Genomic DNA, 16,398 nt, shown 5'->3' with positions numbered 1-16,398 from the left:
AAATTATGTGCGCAAAATCAATAGAAAATTATAATCAGCAAACCATTACTTACGACAGTTTATTGCAGGGCAACAAAGATTGGGTTGCCGAAACATTAAATGTAGATCCCGAATATTTTAATAAACTATCTGCCGGCCAGAGTCCGCCAGTGCTATGGATCGGCTGTTCAGACAGTCGTGTTCCGGCTAATCAAATCACCAATACCAATCCAGGCGATATCTTTGTTCATCGTAACATTGCCAATGTAGTAACCCATACCGATATGAATTTACTGAGCGTATTGGATTATTCTGTAAATGTGCTGAAGGTTAAACACATCATCGTATGTGGTCATTACGGCTGTGGTGGAATTAATGCTGCTCTGGGAAATACCCAGGTGGGCCTGATAGATAATTGGTTAAGGAATATTAAAGATGTGATCCGTATCCATGATCGTGAAATGGCAACAATCAAAGATCCTGAAAAAAGAAGCAACAGATTGGTGGAGTTAAATGCTATTGAAAGCGCTACCAATGTAACCTGTACTTCAATTGTTCAAAATGCATGGGCAAGTGGTCAGGAACTATCCGTTCATGCTTGGGTCTACAACCTTAAGACTGGAATTATTACAGATCTGAAGGTAAGTACATCTAGTGCAGAAGATATTTTGCCAGTTTTTAAAATGAAGATCGATAAATAAAAAAGCTTGTTCAATAATGCATTTTTTAGCGCCACCTCGTAGGTTCTACAGAACCTACGAGGTTTTTCTGTCAAAAAGGTAATTTAAAAGTTTTTTTTGTCAAGTTTAAAGACTTTTTCCCTCCAATATTTAAGATAATGCAAAAAGCCACAAATTTTCATCTGTGGCTTCTTTTACTAAACGCTTAATCGTTTCCTAAAAAAGGATATCTATAATCTTTTGGTGGATCGAAGGTTTCTTTGATCGTACGTGGAGAAACCCAACGTAGTAGATTGATCATTGAGCCTGCCTTGTCATTTGTTCCGCTTCCTCTGGCACCTCCAAATGGCTGTTGGCCTACAACCGCGCCTGTACATTTATCATTGATATAAAAATTTCCTGCCGCATTGCGTAAGCGCTGTGTTGCTTTTTCTATTGCATAGCGATCCTGAGCAATTACGGCACCCGTTAGCGCGTAAATAGAAGTGCTATCAATAATATCCAGTGTTTTTTCGAAGTCGTTGTCGTCGTATATAAATACGGTAAGTACTGGGCCGAATAACTCTTCGCACATGGTGGTGTAGGATGGATCATCAACTACCAACACCGTTGGCTCGATAAAATAGCCTTTACTTTTATCGTAATTGCCGCCCGCAATAACTTGTACACCTTTATCTTTTTTGGCAGCATCAATATATTTAGCTAGGCTATTAAAAGATTTCTCGTCTATTACAGCATTGATGAAGTTGCCAAAATCTTCTGTTCCGCCCATCTTAAAGGTAGCAAGATCACGAAGCATAAATTTTTTCACTTCTGGCCAAACACTCTTTGCGATATAAACTCTGGAAGCTGCTGAACATTTTTGCCCCTGATATTCGAAAGCCCCACGTATGATAGCGGTACTTGATACCTCAGCATGAGCTGAACCATGAATTAATATAAAGTCTTTCCCACCAGTTTCGCCAACAATGCGGGGATAGGTTTTGAATTTATGGATATTGTTTCCAATTGTTTTCCAAATGCCCTGGAAAACACCGGTGGAGCCTGTAAAGTGGATCCCTGCAAAATCGGGATGCGAAAATATCACATCTCCAGCATCTGGGCCAGAAACATATACAAGATTGATTACACCATCAGGCAATCCGGCTTCGCGGAAAATCTGCATCAATACATTTGCTGCAAAAATTTGCGTATTTGCTGGTTTCCAAACAACCACATTGCCCATCATAGCAGCTGAGGTAGGCAAGTTCCCTGCAATTGCAGTAAAGTTGAATGGCGTGAGCGCAAATACAAATCCTTCTAAGGGACGTTGCTCTACACGGTTCCAACTGCCACGAGGCGATACAGGAGGCTGCTGTTTATAAATTTCGCACATATAACTTACATTGAACCGTAAGAAGTCTATCAATTCGCAAGCTGAATCAATCTCTGCCTGATAGGCATTTTTACTTTGGCCCAACATGGTTGCTGCATTTAATTTATAGCGGTAAGGCCCCGCAATAAGATCGGCAGCTTTAAGGAAAATGGCTGCTCGATGTTCCCACGCTAAGTTTTCCCAATCGGCTTTTGCCGCCAAGGCCGCATCTATGGCCAAACTCACATGGTCTTTATTTCCTTTACTAAAATTAGCCAATAAATGCTGATGATCATGCGGAGGGGTAACTTTCCCGGTTTCCTCTGTAAAAACTTCATCTCCGCCGATGTACATAGGAATGTCTATTACTTTTGAACGGGCATCGGCCAATGCCTCTTTTAATAATTCGCGTTCTTTACTTCCCGGTGCGTAACCCAAAATGGGTTCGTTAACAGGTGTAGGTACGTTAAAAAATCCTTTTAGCATAAATTATATTCTAGTTTCTGCAAAGATAAGGACTAGGATTTTAAGTTTGCAGGATTATAGGATTAATCTTGGTATTTTTGGTTATTTTTGAGGGGAATGAATAGTTACCTACGCCTCTTATTATATCCTTTTTCATTGATCTACGGTTTTATCATCCTGTTAAGAAATAAAGGGTATGATTGGGGTATATTCAAATCTGTAAGTTTTGATCTGCCGCTAATCTGCATTGGTAACCTGGTTGTTGGCGGTGCCGGAAAGACACCAACTACAGAATATGTCGTTAGGCTTTTATCAGCTTACAAAATTGCAATTCTAAGTAGGGGATATGGGCGTAGAACGAAAGGTTTTATCTTGGCTGATCCTGCTGCCACTGTTCAAACCATAGGTGATGAGCCGCTACAATATTATCAGAAGTTTCCCCAGGTAACGGTTGCCGTTTGTGAAGATAGGGTAGAAGGGATTCGTCGTTTAAAGGATCGCCATGATGTGATTTTACTGGATGATGCATATCAACATAGGGCGGTTAAGCCCGGCTTCACTATTCTGCTTTTCGAATTTGAAAAGTTGCTAAAAAGGCAATTATTATTACCAGCGGGAAATTTAAGAGAACATTTATCCAATTATAACAGGGCAAATGCAGTATTAATTACAAAAAGTCCTAGCCCCGTAAATATTGTAGATCAGATCGAAATTAGGCGCAAGATAGATGTGACGCTCGATCAACGGATTTCCTTTTCCTCTATCAGCTATGCTACGCCTATTCATGTATTAAATGGCGAAAATATAACAAACGAAACACTCGGAAACAGAACTATTTTTGTGCTCACTGGTATCGCTAATCCGAAACCCCTGCATGCTTATCTAGAGAAGTATTCAAACAACATTCATAAATTTGAATTTCCTGATCATTATGATTTTAAAGTGCAGGATATCGTGCGGTTAATTAAAGCTTTTAATAACCACCCTTCAAAGGAAAAAATTATAATTACAACAGAAAAGGATAGTAAGCGTTTATTAACAGGTGAGATAAAAGATTTACTGTTAAATTTGCCAATATTTTATTTGCCAATTGAGATTGAACTCGCATCAAAAGATAAGCTTATCTTTGACCAAAATATAATAAACTATGTTGCAAACGCTAAAAGAATCAATAGAATACCTTAAACGGAAAATAGGAAGTTTTGAGCCAGAGGTTGGGATTGTGCTAGGTACTGGACTTGGCGGTTTGGTAAAAGAAATCGATGTTTTGCATAGCATTATGTATTCGAGCATTCCCAATTTTCCGATATCAACCTTAGAGTTCCATTCGGGAAAACTGATATTCGGAACATTAAAAGGTAAAAAAGTGGTTGCGATGCAAGGCCGATTGCATTTTTATGAAGGCTATTCTATGCAACAGATTACTTTTCCGATTCGGGTATTGAAAGAGCTTGGTGTTAAACATTTATTGGTTTCGAATGCTGCAGGATCTTTAAATCCGGCTTTTAAGAAAGGGGATCTAATGATTATCAATGATCATATCAACCTTCAATCTGAAAGTCCGTTGCGTGGTATCAATGATTCTGATCTCGGACCCAGGTTTCCCGACATGAGCGAACCCTATAAAAAGACATTAATTGCCGAAGGTCTGAGAATTGCAAAGGCGGCAAATATTACTTGTCACCAGGGAGTTTATATTGCCGTAACCGGCCCGAATTTAGAAACAAAAGCAGAGTATAAATACCTTAGGATTATTGGTGGTGATGCTGTAGGAATGAGTACCGTACCAGAAATAATCGTTGCCAACCATATGAGCTTGCCTGTTTTTGCTATTTCTGTTTTAACAGATGAAGGCTTTCCTGATGAACTTAAACCTGTTAGTGTAGAAGAAATCATCGCTACGGCTACAAGTGCCGAACCCAATATGACAGCCATACTTAGTGAGCTTATTTCTACTTTATAATGCGTAAGATTAGAGTATTCCTGATTTTTTGCTGTCTTTTGCTAGGCATAACGAATGTCTTTGCGCAAGATCTCAAAACAAATGTAGGTAATAATAAAGAACTGGATTCGCTGAGAAAAAAAGAGGAAAGTGCTGGAGATTCGGTTGTTTTTAATTCTAAGTACATCAGGTATACCACATTGCGATTAACCAAGGATAGTATCCAAACCATCCCCATTGATACTGGGTTAACAGGCATACAGAATTTTAGCATTATAGTGCAGCCCCGAAATCCTAGAATAAGTACAGGTTTATTAGGTTTGCCAACTATGTCTCTGTTGTTTGAGCCTGTAAAAACAATTGGTTTCGAAGCTGGCTTCCATTCCTTAGAACCCTATGCGCTAACTCCTGATGATATTAAATATTATAGGGCAAGAACACCATATACAAATCTATATTACGTAAGCGGGTCTGATAAGGAGCAAGTCCTTAAGCTTACTCATACACAAAATATCAAAAAGAACTGGAATATTGGAGCCAACTTTAACCGGATCGGTTCTAATGGCGATTATACGCATCAACGTGGTGATCACTTAAATGGTGTGTTTTTTACATGGTACCAATCCCACAACAAAAGATATAACTTATGGGCCAATGCAATTTTTAATACGTTAAAAGCAAACGAAAATGGATCCATTGTCAAAGAAAATATCTTTGAAGATAGTGCAGGGACCTTGGTAGATAAGAAAGCCGAATCTGTGCGGCTTACAACGGCAAGGCAACTATGGCGAAAAAATACGTTTATGCTAAAGCAAAGCTATTTTGTTGGCCGAATAGATAGTACAACTACAACCACTTCGCAAAGTATTTTACCTACAAATAAAATTACGCATACATTAACCTATAATAAAGATTCGTACTCTTTTCGAAAAGACGAAGTAGACACTTATCTGGTTTTGCCGAAAAACGCTATTGATACCACCTTTACTAACGATTCTACTAGCGTTAAGCACTTGCAAAATGAATTTGTATATACCTTCTTTCTAAGAGCGAAGGGCAGTTCTATCATAAAAAATGAGCTCAAAATTAATGCAGGAATTAGGCATGACGTGTATAATTACGAGCAAACCGGGAAGTACAGGGATACCACTAATTTTTACAGGTATACTTCCTCATTTCAAAATCTAACTATGTTAGGGACATTGGGATATCGTTTTAGCAATCGGGTAGATCTGAACCTCGATGTACAGCAGATCTTCCAAGGTAAACAGGCTGGGGATTTCCTTTATGAAGCCAAAAGCAATCTACTTTTGAGTAAAAAAGCCGGGCGAATTGTGTTGGGTACCTATTTGCAGAATAAATCTCCAGAAGAAATCTATAGTCGTTATTTTGGAAACCATTACAATTGGGATTTGAGTAAGGACCTGGAACGTACAAAAACAGCAAATCTGTCATTCAGCTATTTAAATGATCGTTATAACATTGATGCATCTGCCAATTATTACCTGATTACGAATTATCTGTACTTTGATGGAGATTCATTGGTTAAGAGCAATATCATTCCTACCCAAGAAAGTGACGCGATAAGTTTATTAAAGATTAGTGTGGGTAAAAGATTCGCTTATCGTTCTTTTCATTTGGACAGTTATGTAGTTTATCAGAAAACGGATCATACTGATGTGTTAAGAACTCCGGTATTTTATACGTTCAATAGTATTTACAAGGAGCAGACCTTCTTTAAGGCCTTTAAAACACAGATTGGTGTAGACATAAGGTATAATTCAACTTATAATGCGCTGTCTTACTCGCCAGCAGCTAGTCAGTTTTACAACGGCAACATTGTTAAACTTGGATCGAAGCCAGTGGTTGATGTTTGGGTAAAAGCGGGATTACGTAGGACAAACTTATTCTTAAAGTACGATTACGCAAACCAAGGCCTTTTTAGTGGGGGCTTTTATACCGTAAACCGATACCCCATGCCAGATCGTATCTTGAAGTTTGGGGTAAGTTGGAGCTTCTATGATTAGACTTACGAAGTCTTAAGCGTCCATGAGTCTAGGTTTTCTGCGGTTTTTTCTTAGCGGCAGGAAAGAGCACATTATTTAATATTAAACGATAGCCTGCAGAATTTGGATGTAGGCTTAAGTCTGTCGGTGGATCATTAACCTGATGCTGATAATCTTCAGGATCGTGCCCGCCATAGAATGTAAATTGTCCTTTGCCGATTTCGCCGTGCAGGTAGCGCACCTCGTTTCCACCTTTGTTCTCCCCTAAAACCGTAACATTTGGTTTAACAAGACTTTTCCTAAAAGCAGTAGTTTGTCCCATAAAACCTTTGATTACCTTCTCATGGTCTTGGGTTAACATGGTTGGTACCAAGTCCCACTTTGCAGAAAAATCGAACAAGGTAAAATAGTCGTTTGATTCGTTAAAGTTTCGGGTTTGGGTAACATCGATATCAGAGAATTCATAACGATCCGGGTTCATATCCAGTCTAAAATCTTTAAACGCTACGCAATTATTATAGTTTAGTTTTCCTTGGGCATTTGCATCGGTTCCATCGCCGTCGAACATGCTTTCGGCAATATCTACTCCATCGGCTGCCAAAGCGATATCAAAACTATCGGTGCCAGAGCACATCGCAAAAAGGAATCCGCCCCCGGCACAAAATTCTTTAATTCTTTTAGCTACAGCGAGTTTCATATCCGAAACCTTGGTGAAACCGTTTCTTTTGGCGGCAGCCTCTTGGTATTTTACATCTTCGCGGTACCATGTTGCATTTCTGAATGATCCCCAAAAGCGCCCATATTGCCCGGTAAAGTCTTCATGATGAAGGTGTACCCAATCGTAACTGGTTAATTTATCCTTCAATACTTCATCATCATAAATGATGTCGTAAGGGATTTCTGCATAGGTTAAAACTAGGGTTACGGCATCATCCCACGGAAGTTTGGTCTTAGGGGTATAAACAGCAATCTTTGGTGTTTTTTCTAACTTAACCATTTCCATGTTTACATCTGGATTATTGATTTCGTTTAAAATGGCATTCACTTTTCCATCAGCAATAATTTCATAAGAAACACCCCTAATTTTACATTCGTCCTCTACAGTTTTAACATATTTGATTAAAAAACTTCCCCCTCTATAATTTAAAAGCCAATCAACATCTGCCTGTTGTTTAATACTCCAATACGCAATGCCATACGCTTTTAAATGGTTCTTTTGATCCTCATCCATATAGATTAATATAGATGAAGCTTTTGCAGCCATTGCGAGTAGCAGGAAACCTATTAAAAAAATATATTTTTTACCCATTATGTTTACATCTCCTATTTCCCTACCATCCTATACGAATGTATATTATTGGATGACGATTGTAAAATTTAATATGCTCTTTAAAACGTTAAATTAAAACAATTGATATGTGATAATCATTTCTTGTTAGGAAATATACGCAATGTGTAGCGCTAATCGATGTAATTTACTAAATTTACCCCCGCAAATCTTCATGAGTTTCGGTAAGAAAAAGCAAATAATAACTCATGATAGCCTCAAGGGGATTCCTTTGGCGCTTCTTAACCTTTGAATAAAAATTACTAAAGAAAATTATTACAATGAGCAAAGCAATAATAAAAACTGAAAAAGGTAACATGACGGTTGAATTCTATGATAAGGATGCACCTAAAGCAGTTGCGAATTTTAAAAAGTTAGCCGGTGAAGGTTTTTATGATGGAATTACTTTCCATCGTGTAATTCCGAACTTTATGATTCAAGGAGGCTGTCCAAATTCAAAGGATGGAGCTTCTGGTATGCCAGGAACTGGTGGCCCAGGCTATAAAATAGACTGTGAATTAGACGGAGAAAACCAATTCCATGATCGCGGTGTTTTATCAATGGCACATGCCGGAAGAAATACTGGAGGGTCACAATTTTTTATCTGTCATAGCAGAACCAATACCGCTCATTTAGACCGCAACCATACTTGTTTTGGTAAGGTGATCGAAAATGTAGATATTGTAGACGATATTAAACAAGGAGATAAGATTCTTGGTATCGAAGTAATAGACTAGCGTTAAGCGGCTAGGTTAAGCGTCTAAATGCTTTACCCCAACCGCCAAGCGCCCAACGCACAACATATGAATTTAAGAGGAATAGTAGCCGTATCGGGCAGACCAGGTTTATTTAAACTTGTAGGACAAAATAAAGCTGGCTATGTTTTAGAGAGCTTAGACGAGCAAAAATTAAAAATTATAGCTAATATTTCTACCACTAAACTAGCTTCATTAGAAGATATTACAGTTTATGGAGAAGATGCTGAACTGAAATTAATAGATGTTTTAACCAATATTGCTGCGGTTAAGGAAGAAGTGCCCACCGCTAGCAGCGATGGAAATGCATTAAAAAAATTCTTTTTAGAAGTGGCTCCTGGGCACGACCAAGAAAAAGTTTATACTTCAGACATGAAGAAGATTTTAACATGGTACCATCTAATTAAGGACATGCCCTTATTTACAGAGGCGGCACCTGGTAGCGAACAAGATGCCGAGAGCGGAAAATCTGCCCCAGCTATAGGAGCTGAAGGTTCAAAATCTAAAACCACGGCCCCAAAAGCGAAACCTAGCAACGCAAAAGCTCCAATAGCTAAGTCGGCACCTGCTAAAAAAGCAAGTATGACGAGTAAGAAAGGGGTTTAGTTGATAGATCATGGTTGATGGGCAATGGCCTAGAGGTATAAGCAAACGCTAACTTCATTAACCAAGAACCAATGCTATATACAAAAAACACCAGTCAGTTAACGGCTGGTGTTTTTTTATACCTTCGATTTAATATCCTTAAGATCTATTTTGTTCATTTGTTTACCTACGTCACCAAAGGCAATTCTTTTCTTATAATCTACGGGAAGCCAATAGGTGCCACAAATGGAAATGAAATAATCGCCTGATTTTTCTTTATGCTCTTCGCTATTCCAATTTGATGAACCGAAAAAAGCGATTACATAATAATCGTTCAGTTTAAAACTAGAAAGATATGGCCTACACAAGACTCCGTTATCTCCCCAAATGGTGATTTTTTTTCTGGTCTCAACCCCCTTGTAAACTAAAATTACCTCCGCTTCCATGTTCATGGGAATTTGCTGATCATATATCGGCTTAAACGAAAGATATTTAGTGATTTTTACCAAGGCGACCAGGTTGGTTTTAGGGGCAACCGTTAGAAATGAACCTTGCGGCTCGCAGCTACAAGCACTAGCGATGCTTGAAGTCCCTAAAAGAACAAAAAGCAATACGATCATCCATTTAAATTTTATCATCTTGATCAGTTTATTAGAAACCAAAGAATAATAATGATAATGACAGATACGATTAACGATATATTCAGGTATTTTCTCTCTTTTGATGTATCTGATCTAAATCTGTAGTTTCTTTTATAATCATTTGGTGTTTTCATGATTTCTCCTTTTTGTTATGATGAAAATTGGTTGTTAATTCCATAAACTATGCGTGATGATACGGTTCATTTTTTAAAATAGTAAATGCCCGATACAATTGTTCAACAAAAAACAACCTCACCATCTGGTGCGAAAATGTCATATCTGAGAGCGAAATACTGCCATTTGCTCTTTTGTAGATACTTTCATCAAAACCATACGGCCCGCCAATGATAAAAACAAGATTTTGGACACTCCCAATCATTTGCTTGTTTATGTAGTCTGCAAATGTAATAGAACTATGTTTTTTGCCTCTCTCATCTAAAAGAAGCACAACATCTGTTGGATTAACTTGTTTACTGATCAATTCCGCTTCCTTAACTTTTTGTTGGGCTTCACTTAAACTCTTCGTGTTTTTGATGTCAGGAATAATTAACATGTTAAAATTGATATAGTGCTTTAATCTGTTGAGGTATTTTTCTATTCCTTCGATCAGATATTTGTCTTCGGTTTTGCCAATGGCGATTAAGGTAATTTTCAAGTTTTTTTTATATTAGTCATCGGATGACTTAAGTCATCGGATGAGGATTATCTGATCAGGGTTAGCGATCCCGAATATTTGACATCTTTATCATAAACATTGGTGCCATAAATTACGTAGTAATAAACTCCAACGGGAACTTCTTGGTTTTTAAAGGTTCCTTTCCAATTTTCAAATATATTACTGCTTTGATAGAGATTTTCGCCAGCACGATTATAGATATAGATCTTGTATTTTTTTAAATTTAATACGGTTACCACAAATTCGTCATTTACACCATCCCCATTGGGCGAAAAGGTATTAGGTACAAATAAAGAAATATCCTGGATCAGTAGATCGCCGATATCTACACTATTAAAACAACCCTCATCCGCAAATGCGGTAAGCTTAATCTTATATTTTCCAGGTTGGATAAAGGTATGGATAGGATTGACCTCTGTAGAAGTTGTACCATCCCCAAAATCCCATAAATAAGTATCAGCATCCTTGCTATTGTTTTTGAAAGTGATGGGAAAAGGTGCTACATATTTGCCGGTATAGATGGGATCTGTTCCAAAACTCGCCACCGGTACTTTGGCAATGGGAGGAATAGTGATACTTACAAGATCACTGGTGCATTCTCCAATTTCTAAGAGGATTTGATAGGTGCCCGCCACATTAAAATCTTTGACAATAATTTCAAAAGCTGGCTGATCTGAGGTGAAATTATTGGGACCAATCCATTTATATGTTACACCCGGCTGTGAATCGATGGCTATTTTTATCGTATCTCCCAAGCAAAATTTAGGTCTATTAATACTTATAACTGGGGTAAGTGGTTTTAGCTGCACCTCAAACCTATCTACTGCTGTAGATACACAACCACTCGGACTGGTTACTGTTAACAAGATATCTTTTACGCCATTGGTATTGTAAACTACGGTAATATCGCCATTTGTTGCTGTAGTAGTACTGCTTATGCCTGTGCCAAAATCCCAAGTAATCGTTTGGTAATTTTTCGACCCATTTTTAAAGGTATAGCTTTGGTTAGCTTGGCATTTATTATTTGGTACAACAACAAATATGGCCTCTGGTTTTAAATCTATCGTGGGTACATTTATTATACCTGGATCGCTCATGCAACCACCTACCTCAACTATTAATTGATAATTGCCAGAATTTTCTGGGCCAGTAATTACAACGTTCGGATTTTGGTCGCTAGAAGTAAAATTGTTAGGGCCGCTCCAATGATAGATGGCATTAGCTACCGGATCAGTGCTTAAGGTTACGTCGTTGCCCGGGCAATATTTAACGGTATTTGAAGTGATGATTGGCGTTACGGGTTTAAGTTGAACAATCAGCTGTTGGACACTGATGTCTTCGCAGCCTGTTGGACTTTTAACCGTTAACTTGATATTTTTTATTCCACTGGTGCTATAAGTTACCGTTTCATCTCCATTTGGTTCAGAGGTTACCATGCCGCCATCAAAATCCCACGTAAGATCATCGTAATTAGAAGTGCTTTTAAAGGTAAAACTGAGTTTATTTTCGCATGGAAAATTAGTGTTAATGGTAAAGCTTGATGTAGGTTTGATGTCGATAGGAGGGATTTTCAAGGTAATCACATCGCTTTTACAGGCATTAACCTGAACATATAACTGGTAATCTCCTGAATTTTCAGGGCCGGTTATCGTAATCTGAGGGTTTTGTTCGGTTGATGTAAATCCATTTGGTCCATCCCAATGATAGGTTGCCTTATCTACAAATGGAGTTTGTAAAGTAAGCGTATTTCCGGGGCAAAGCTGTTGTGTGATGTAGGTGGCTGTTGGTAAGGCAGGTTTTAAAGTTACCGTAAAAGGAATGGTTTTTACCACATTGCAGCCGTTGGAGCTTTTTGCTTCCAATACAACTATCTTATCTCCAGGTGTACTGTATGTAATAGTATAGGGGCCTTCTCCTGTGGCAGTGGCTATGCTGGCCCCTTCGCCGAATGTCCACTTTAGCGAATTATAGTTAGTAGACAGGTTGGTAAACTGGAAGCTTTGCTGAGGAAGGCACTCGTCAATTTTGAGCAATGAAAAATCGGCCACTGGTCCGGCAAATGATGTAGTACCCCCAAATTCGATATTAAAGCCATTGTTGCCACTAGAAAAGTTGTCTACTAATAAAGCGTAATTGTGGCCCGCAATCATGTCAACATATTTTACAAGCCCATCTTGGCCACTCCCACAGCCTGCAGGTTCACTAAAATCAGTAGCATCCATGCTTAACCCGGTAACAAAATATTTGATATCTGTGCAGCCAACTCCATTTCCCGCTGCACATCTAATGGCGGTTGAAGCCTTTACATTGCTACAATCTCCGCCAGGCCCTAAATCGTATAAAATCCAATCGATATCATTAGTGGTTACCGTTGGCGTAATTAAAAAAGTAAAAGTTCCGCTTGTCGCGGCTGTCCATTTGTACCAGACCGAATTAGATTCTGTGCCCAGGCAAGTACCTGCACTTTCGGTATTGCTAGCCCCTGTGCCCGTAACGTTGATCTGTGTAAATTTCTCCATGCTACACAGCACAGAGAACGAACTGCAATCCTGTCCGGGAGCCAGGGGAGGAAAGAAGTTGTCTACACAGAGCTTAAAAGATCCCTCATTATTATTTGCGGCGCTGATCCTAATGTAATAAACTTGCCCAATAGTAAGCGCTCCCTTGTAAAAACTCGTAACGTTATTGGACGTAAGCAAGGAGCCCGGGATTTCGGTAAGTCCATTGGTTGCGATATCCCGGGTATAAATGGCTACCAATGGATTTAACATCGTATTTGCGCTTGCGGCATTTATTTTTCCACTAACACTAACACTTAGGTCGAATTTTAGAGCGGTAAACTTAAACCAGACGTCTTTACCCACCTGCCCGCTCCACAGTTGCGACGCACCATTAATGCTTGTGGCCCCAATATTATTAAATGCGGCATCGGCCGAACAAAAAGCATCAGGATTGGTTATTGTTATGGCATTATCAATTTCATCATTGGCAGGTGCTTGTGCACGAGCTTGTAAAGTGATAAAAATGAAAAGAAAAGTTAACCAACGCATACAGTAAATGTATAAAAAAACTACATCAATATGAATGATAGAATCAATGAATGAGAGACTTAGTGAATTTGGGGATCCAATTCAATCATTGCATACCAGTCATTCTATGATTTAAATTAGTTAATTTTGTTAGCACGATATGGAAGATAAAATCATTGTTCATAGTAGCCATTATAGTCCGATAGAGGCTAATATTGTTAAAACCAGACTGGAAGCTAATGGGATTCCCTGTTTTTTAACAGACGAAAATGTAGGTACCATCCATCCATTGTACAATTTATCCGCGGGAGGGGTTAAACTTCACGTATTTGAAAAAGATGTAGAGGCAATTAATGCCATATTAGCCGAGGATGTAAGTCTTGACGATGAACTTTAGAGAGCATGGGGCAAGGTGCAAAGAGCAAAGAATTAGCTATCGTTTACTAAAATCTTTGCTCTTTTATCTTTGTTCTTAAAGTCCAGCTGCTTTTAATGCTGCTTCTCTTCTGATAATATTTAAGGCACCACCAGCTTTAAACCATTCTATCTGTTGTGCATTATAGCTATGGTTTACCGTAATTGTTTCTTTAGAGCCATCGGCATGATGTAAAACCATTTCTAGCGGTACATTGGGCGCAAATGTGGTTAAGCCGCAGATATCAATGGTATCATCCTCAAGAATTTTATCATAATCATCTTTATCGGCAAAGGTTAAACCTAACATCCCCTGTTTTTTCAGGTTGGTTTCGTGAATTCTTGCGAACGATTTTACCAAAACTGCACGAACGCCCAAATGACGCGGCTCCATAGCTGCGTGCTCACGAGACGAGCCTTCGCCATAGTTTTCATCACCCACTACTACAGAACCTAAGCCAGCTGCCTTATAATCCCTTTGGGTTGCAGGCACTGGACCATACTCGCCCGTTAATTCGTTTTTAACAGTATCTGTTTTATCGTTAAAGTAGTTAACTGCTCCAATTAACATGTTGTTAGAAATATTATCCAAGTGACCACGAAATTTTAACCAAGGTCCGGCCATTGAAATATGATCTGTGGTACATTTTCCTTTGGCTTTAATCAATAATTTTAATCCTTTTAGATCAGTACCTTCCCATGGAGTAAAAGGGTCTAACAACTGTAAACGATGTGAAGTTGGAGATACCAATACTTGAACCCTAGAGCCGTCTTCGGCAGGGGCCTGATATCCAGCATCTTCTACAGCATACCCGTTTAAAGGAAGTTCATCACCCACTGGGGCATCCAATTTAACTTGTTCGCCTCTATTATTGGTTAATGTATCTGTGAGAGGATTGAAGCCCAGGTTTCCGGCAATCGCAATAGCTGCAACAATTTCAGGAGAGGTTACAAAGGCATAGGTGTTTGGATTCCCATCGGCACGTTTAGCGAAATTTCTGTTAAACGAGTGAACGATAGTGTTTTTTTCCTGTTTTTCTGAGCCAACCCGATCCCACATTCCAATACATGGACCACAGGCATTGGTAAAAATGGTAGCATTTAGATTTTCAAAGGTCCCTAATAAGCCATCGCGATTTGCGGTATACCTTACCTGTTCGGATCCTGGATTAATTCCAAATTCTGCTTTAATGGTTAGGCCCTTATCTATGGCCTGCTGTGCTATTGAGGCAGCACGAGACAAATCTTCGTAAGAAGAATTGGTACATGAACCTATTAGACCCCATTCTACTTTTAACGGCCATCCATTAGCACTGGCCACATCTTTCATTTGAGAAATTGGGGTGGCTAAATCTGGTGTAAACGGACCGTTTAAATAGGGTTCTAACTCATCAAGATTGATTTCTATTAATTGATCAAAATATTTTTCGGGAGAGGCATATACGTCTGCATCACCTGTTAAATGTTCTTTGATCTCGTTGGCGGCATCAGCAACATCGGCTCTATTAGTAGCACGTAAATAACGTTCCATACTAGCATCATAGCCAAACGTAGAAGTAGTTGCGCCTATTTCGGCACCCATATTACAGATGGTACCTTTACCCGTACAGCTTAAATTTTCTGCTCCATCACCAAAATATTCAACAATAGCACCCGTACCACCTTTAACCGTTAAGATACCGGCAACCTTTAGGATTACATCTTTGGCAGAAGTCCACCCGCTTAATTTTCCCGTTAATTTAATTCCTATTAATTTAGGGAATTTAAGCTCCCATGGTAATCCAGCCATTACATCGCAGGCATCAGCACCACCAACGCCAATTGCAACCATACCTAAACCTCCAGCATTTACGGTGTGACTATCGGTTCCGATCATCATCCCGCCTGGAAAAGCATAATTTTCTAAAACTACCTGATGAATAATGCCAGCGCCTGGTTTCCAGAAACCTATACCATATTTGTTCGATACTGATGCTAGGAAATCAAAAACCTCCTTGCTTTCTGTGTTGGCTTGAGGCAAATCTACTTCAGCACCATTTTTTGCGGTAATTAAGTGATCGCAATGAACTGTAGAAGGCACTGCAACTTGTGGCCTTCCAGCCTGCATAAACTGTAATAAAGCCATTTGTGCAGTTGCATCTTGCATAGCTACCCTATCCGGGGCAAAATCAACATAATCGGTACCACGCATAAACGCAGTGTTAGTATTGCCATTCCAAAGGTGTGCGTATAATATTTTTTCTGAAAGTGTTAAAGGTCTGCCTACTACTTTGCGAGCCGCATCAATACGACTACTAAAGTTTGCATATACCTTTTTTATCATTTCTATATCGAATGCCATTGATATCTTTTTTAAATTAATCTACTGTATAATTGGAAGCGAATTTACAAAAAAAACGGGCGTAACGCTATCATCTGTATCTCATTATATTATTTGGAATAGTTTTAAATAATTGTCGCTTATATTAATGTGAATGTCAAAGTTAGATGGACAATACATTAATAAGCAATATTTTAATCTCAAAAGTTTTAACTATAGGGCTAT

At 38.8% G+C, this 16,398-nt stretch carries 13 protein-coding genes; 7 read left to right on the top strand and 6 right to left on the bottom strand.

Annotated elements, in window-relative coordinates; genetic code table 11:
* The first annotated feature begins 5 nt into the window (after nt 1-5).
* Nucleotides 6-680, top strand: a complete 675-nt coding sequence (locus AC6H0V_RS11130; protein WP_497560259.1) for a carbonic anhydrase — start codon at nt 6-8, stop codon at nt 678-680.
* Between the two features lie 184 nt (nt 681-864).
* Here AC6H0V_RS11130 and pruA read toward each other — a convergent pair whose 3' ends face one another.
* A complete protein-coding gene (pruA, locus tag AC6H0V_RS11125) occupies nt 865-2,499 on the bottom strand; it encodes an L-glutamate gamma-semialdehyde dehydrogenase (RefSeq protein WP_497560258.1) in 1,635 nt (544 codons plus the stop codon).
* Between the two features lie 96 nt (nt 2,500-2,595).
* Between pruA and lpxK the strand changes: the two genes are divergently transcribed.
* The 3 genes from lpxK to AC6H0V_RS11110 are packed head-to-tail and all read left to right on the top strand — an operon-like array spanning nt 2,596 to nt 6,447.
* Entirely contained in the window at nt 2,596-3,663 is a 1,068-nt protein-coding gene (gene lpxK, locus AC6H0V_RS11120; RefSeq protein ID WP_497560257.1) for a tetraacyldisaccharide 4'-kinase, read from the top strand.
* Nucleotides 3,626-4,441 (top strand): purine-nucleoside phosphorylase, encoded by an 816-nt coding sequence (locus tag AC6H0V_RS11115; RefSeq protein WP_497560256.1) that lies wholly within the window; start codon nt 3,626-3,628, stop codon nt 4,439-4,441. The genes lpxK and AC6H0V_RS11115 overlap by 38 nt, the downstream gene beginning before the upstream one ends.
* The gene (locus AC6H0V_RS11110; protein ID WP_497560255.1) at nt 4,441-6,447 is read left to right on the top strand and encodes a putative porin; all 2,007 of its coding nucleotides are present in this window, start codon (nt 4,441-4,443) and stop codon (nt 6,445-6,447) included. The genes AC6H0V_RS11115 and AC6H0V_RS11110 overlap by 1 nt, the downstream gene beginning before the upstream one ends.
* Nucleotides 6,448-6,475: 28 nt before the next feature.
* Here AC6H0V_RS11110 and AC6H0V_RS11105 read toward each other — a convergent pair whose 3' ends face one another.
* Nucleotides 6,476-7,735 carry an asparagine synthetase B gene (locus AC6H0V_RS11105; RefSeq protein WP_497560254.1) on the bottom strand — a complete coding sequence of 420 codons (1,260 nt, stop codon included), beginning with the start codon at nt 7,733-7,735 and terminating at the stop codon, nt 6,476-6,478.
* A 299-nt stretch (nt 7,736-8,034) separates the two neighbouring features.
* Between AC6H0V_RS11105 and AC6H0V_RS11100 the strand changes: the two genes are divergently transcribed.
* A complete protein-coding gene (locus tag AC6H0V_RS11100) occupies nt 8,035-8,490 on the top strand; it encodes a peptidylprolyl isomerase (RefSeq protein WP_497560253.1) in 456 nt (151 codons plus the stop codon).
* 66 nt (nt 8,491-8,556) lie between these two features.
* Nucleotides 8,557-9,114: a DUF5606 family protein gene (locus AC6H0V_RS11095; protein WP_497560252.1), complete on the top strand. Its 558-nt coding sequence runs from the start codon at nt 8,557-8,559 to the stop codon at nt 9,112-9,114.
* A 116-nt stretch (nt 9,115-9,230) separates the two neighbouring features.
* Here the strand turns inward: AC6H0V_RS11095 and AC6H0V_RS11090 are convergent, their stop codons facing one another.
* The 3 genes from AC6H0V_RS11090 to AC6H0V_RS11080 form a co-directional block, all read right to left on the bottom strand.
* Entirely contained in the window at nt 9,231-9,731 is a 501-nt protein-coding gene (locus tag AC6H0V_RS11090) for a hypothetical protein (protein ID WP_497560251.1), read from the bottom strand.
* Nucleotides 9,732-9,915: 184 nt separating this feature from the next.
* Nucleotides 9,916-10,389, bottom strand: coding sequence for a 23S rRNA (pseudouridine(1915)-N(3))-methyltransferase RlmH (rlmH, locus tag AC6H0V_RS11085; protein WP_497560250.1), 474 nt, complete (start codon nt 10,387-10,389; stop codon nt 9,916-9,918).
* 47 nt (nt 10,390-10,436) lie between these two features.
* Nucleotides 10,437-13,460 carry a PKD domain-containing protein gene (locus AC6H0V_RS11080; protein ID WP_497560249.1) on the bottom strand — a complete coding sequence of 1,008 codons (3,024 nt, stop codon included), beginning with the start codon at nt 13,458-13,460 and terminating at the stop codon, nt 10,437-10,439.
* Between the two features lie 139 nt (nt 13,461-13,599).
* Between AC6H0V_RS11080 and AC6H0V_RS11075 the strand changes: the two genes are divergently transcribed.
* Nucleotides 13,600-13,836, top strand: a complete 237-nt coding sequence (locus AC6H0V_RS11075) for a putative signal transducing protein (protein WP_497560248.1) — start codon at nt 13,600-13,602, stop codon at nt 13,834-13,836.
* Nucleotides 13,837-13,911: 75 nt separating this feature from the next.
* Here the strand turns inward: AC6H0V_RS11075 and AC6H0V_RS11070 are convergent, their stop codons facing one another.
* Complete coding sequence (locus AC6H0V_RS11070; protein WP_497560247.1) at nt 13,912-16,194, bottom strand: aconitate hydratase; 2,283 nt, start codon at nt 16,192-16,194, stop codon at nt 13,912-13,914.
* Nucleotides 16,195-16,398 lie beyond the last annotated feature (204 nt).

The sequence above is a fragment of the Pedobacter sp. NO84 genome, from assembly GCF_059703915.1.
The sequence above is the reverse complement of the archived record's forward strand: the minus strand, read 5'-3'. Positions and strand labels throughout refer to the sequence as shown.

What these genes read in the sequence shown, in the direction of transcription:
- AC6H0V_RS11130 (WP_497560259.1), top strand. Translation starts at nt 6, where the DNA reads ATGTGCGCAAAATCAATAGAAAATTATAATCAGCAAACCATTACTTAC.
- AC6H0V_RS11080 (WP_497560249.1), bottom strand. Translation starts at nt 13,460, where the DNA reads ATGCGTTGGTTAACTTTTCTTTTCATTTTTATCACTTTACAAGCTCGT.
- pruA (WP_497560258.1), bottom strand. Translation starts at nt 2,499, where the DNA reads ATGCTAAAAGGATTTTTTAACGTACCTACACCTGTTAACGAACCCATT.
- AC6H0V_RS11095 (WP_497560252.1), top strand. Translation starts at nt 8,557, where the DNA reads ATGAATTTAAGAGGAATAGTAGCCGTATCGGGCAGACCAGGTTTATTT.
- AC6H0V_RS11075 (WP_497560248.1), top strand. Translation starts at nt 13,600, where the DNA reads ATGGAAGATAAAATCATTGTTCATAGTAGCCATTATAGTCCGATAGAG.
- lpxK (WP_497560257.1), top strand. Translation starts at nt 2,596, where the DNA reads ATGAATAGTTACCTACGCCTCTTATTATATCCTTTTTCATTGATCTAC.
- AC6H0V_RS11100 (WP_497560253.1), top strand. Translation starts at nt 8,035, where the DNA reads ATGAGCAAAGCAATAATAAAAACTGAAAAAGGTAACATGACGGTTGAA.
- AC6H0V_RS11115 (WP_497560256.1), top strand. Translation starts at nt 3,626, where the DNA reads ATGTTGCAAACGCTAAAAGAATCAATAGAATACCTTAAACGGAAAATA.
- AC6H0V_RS11070 (WP_497560247.1), bottom strand. Translation starts at nt 16,194, where the DNA reads ATGGCATTCGATATAGAAATGATAAAAAAGGTATATGCAAACTTTAGT.
- AC6H0V_RS11105 (WP_497560254.1), bottom strand. Translation starts at nt 7,735, where the DNA reads ATGGGTAAAAAATATATTTTTTTAATAGGTTTCCTGCTACTCGCAATG.
- AC6H0V_RS11090 (WP_497560251.1), bottom strand. Translation starts at nt 9,731, where the DNA reads ATGATAAAATTTAAATGGATGATCGTATTGCTTTTTGTTCTTTTAGGG.
- AC6H0V_RS11110 (WP_497560255.1), top strand. Translation starts at nt 4,441, where the DNA reads ATGCGTAAGATTAGAGTATTCCTGATTTTTTGCTGTCTTTTGCTAGGC.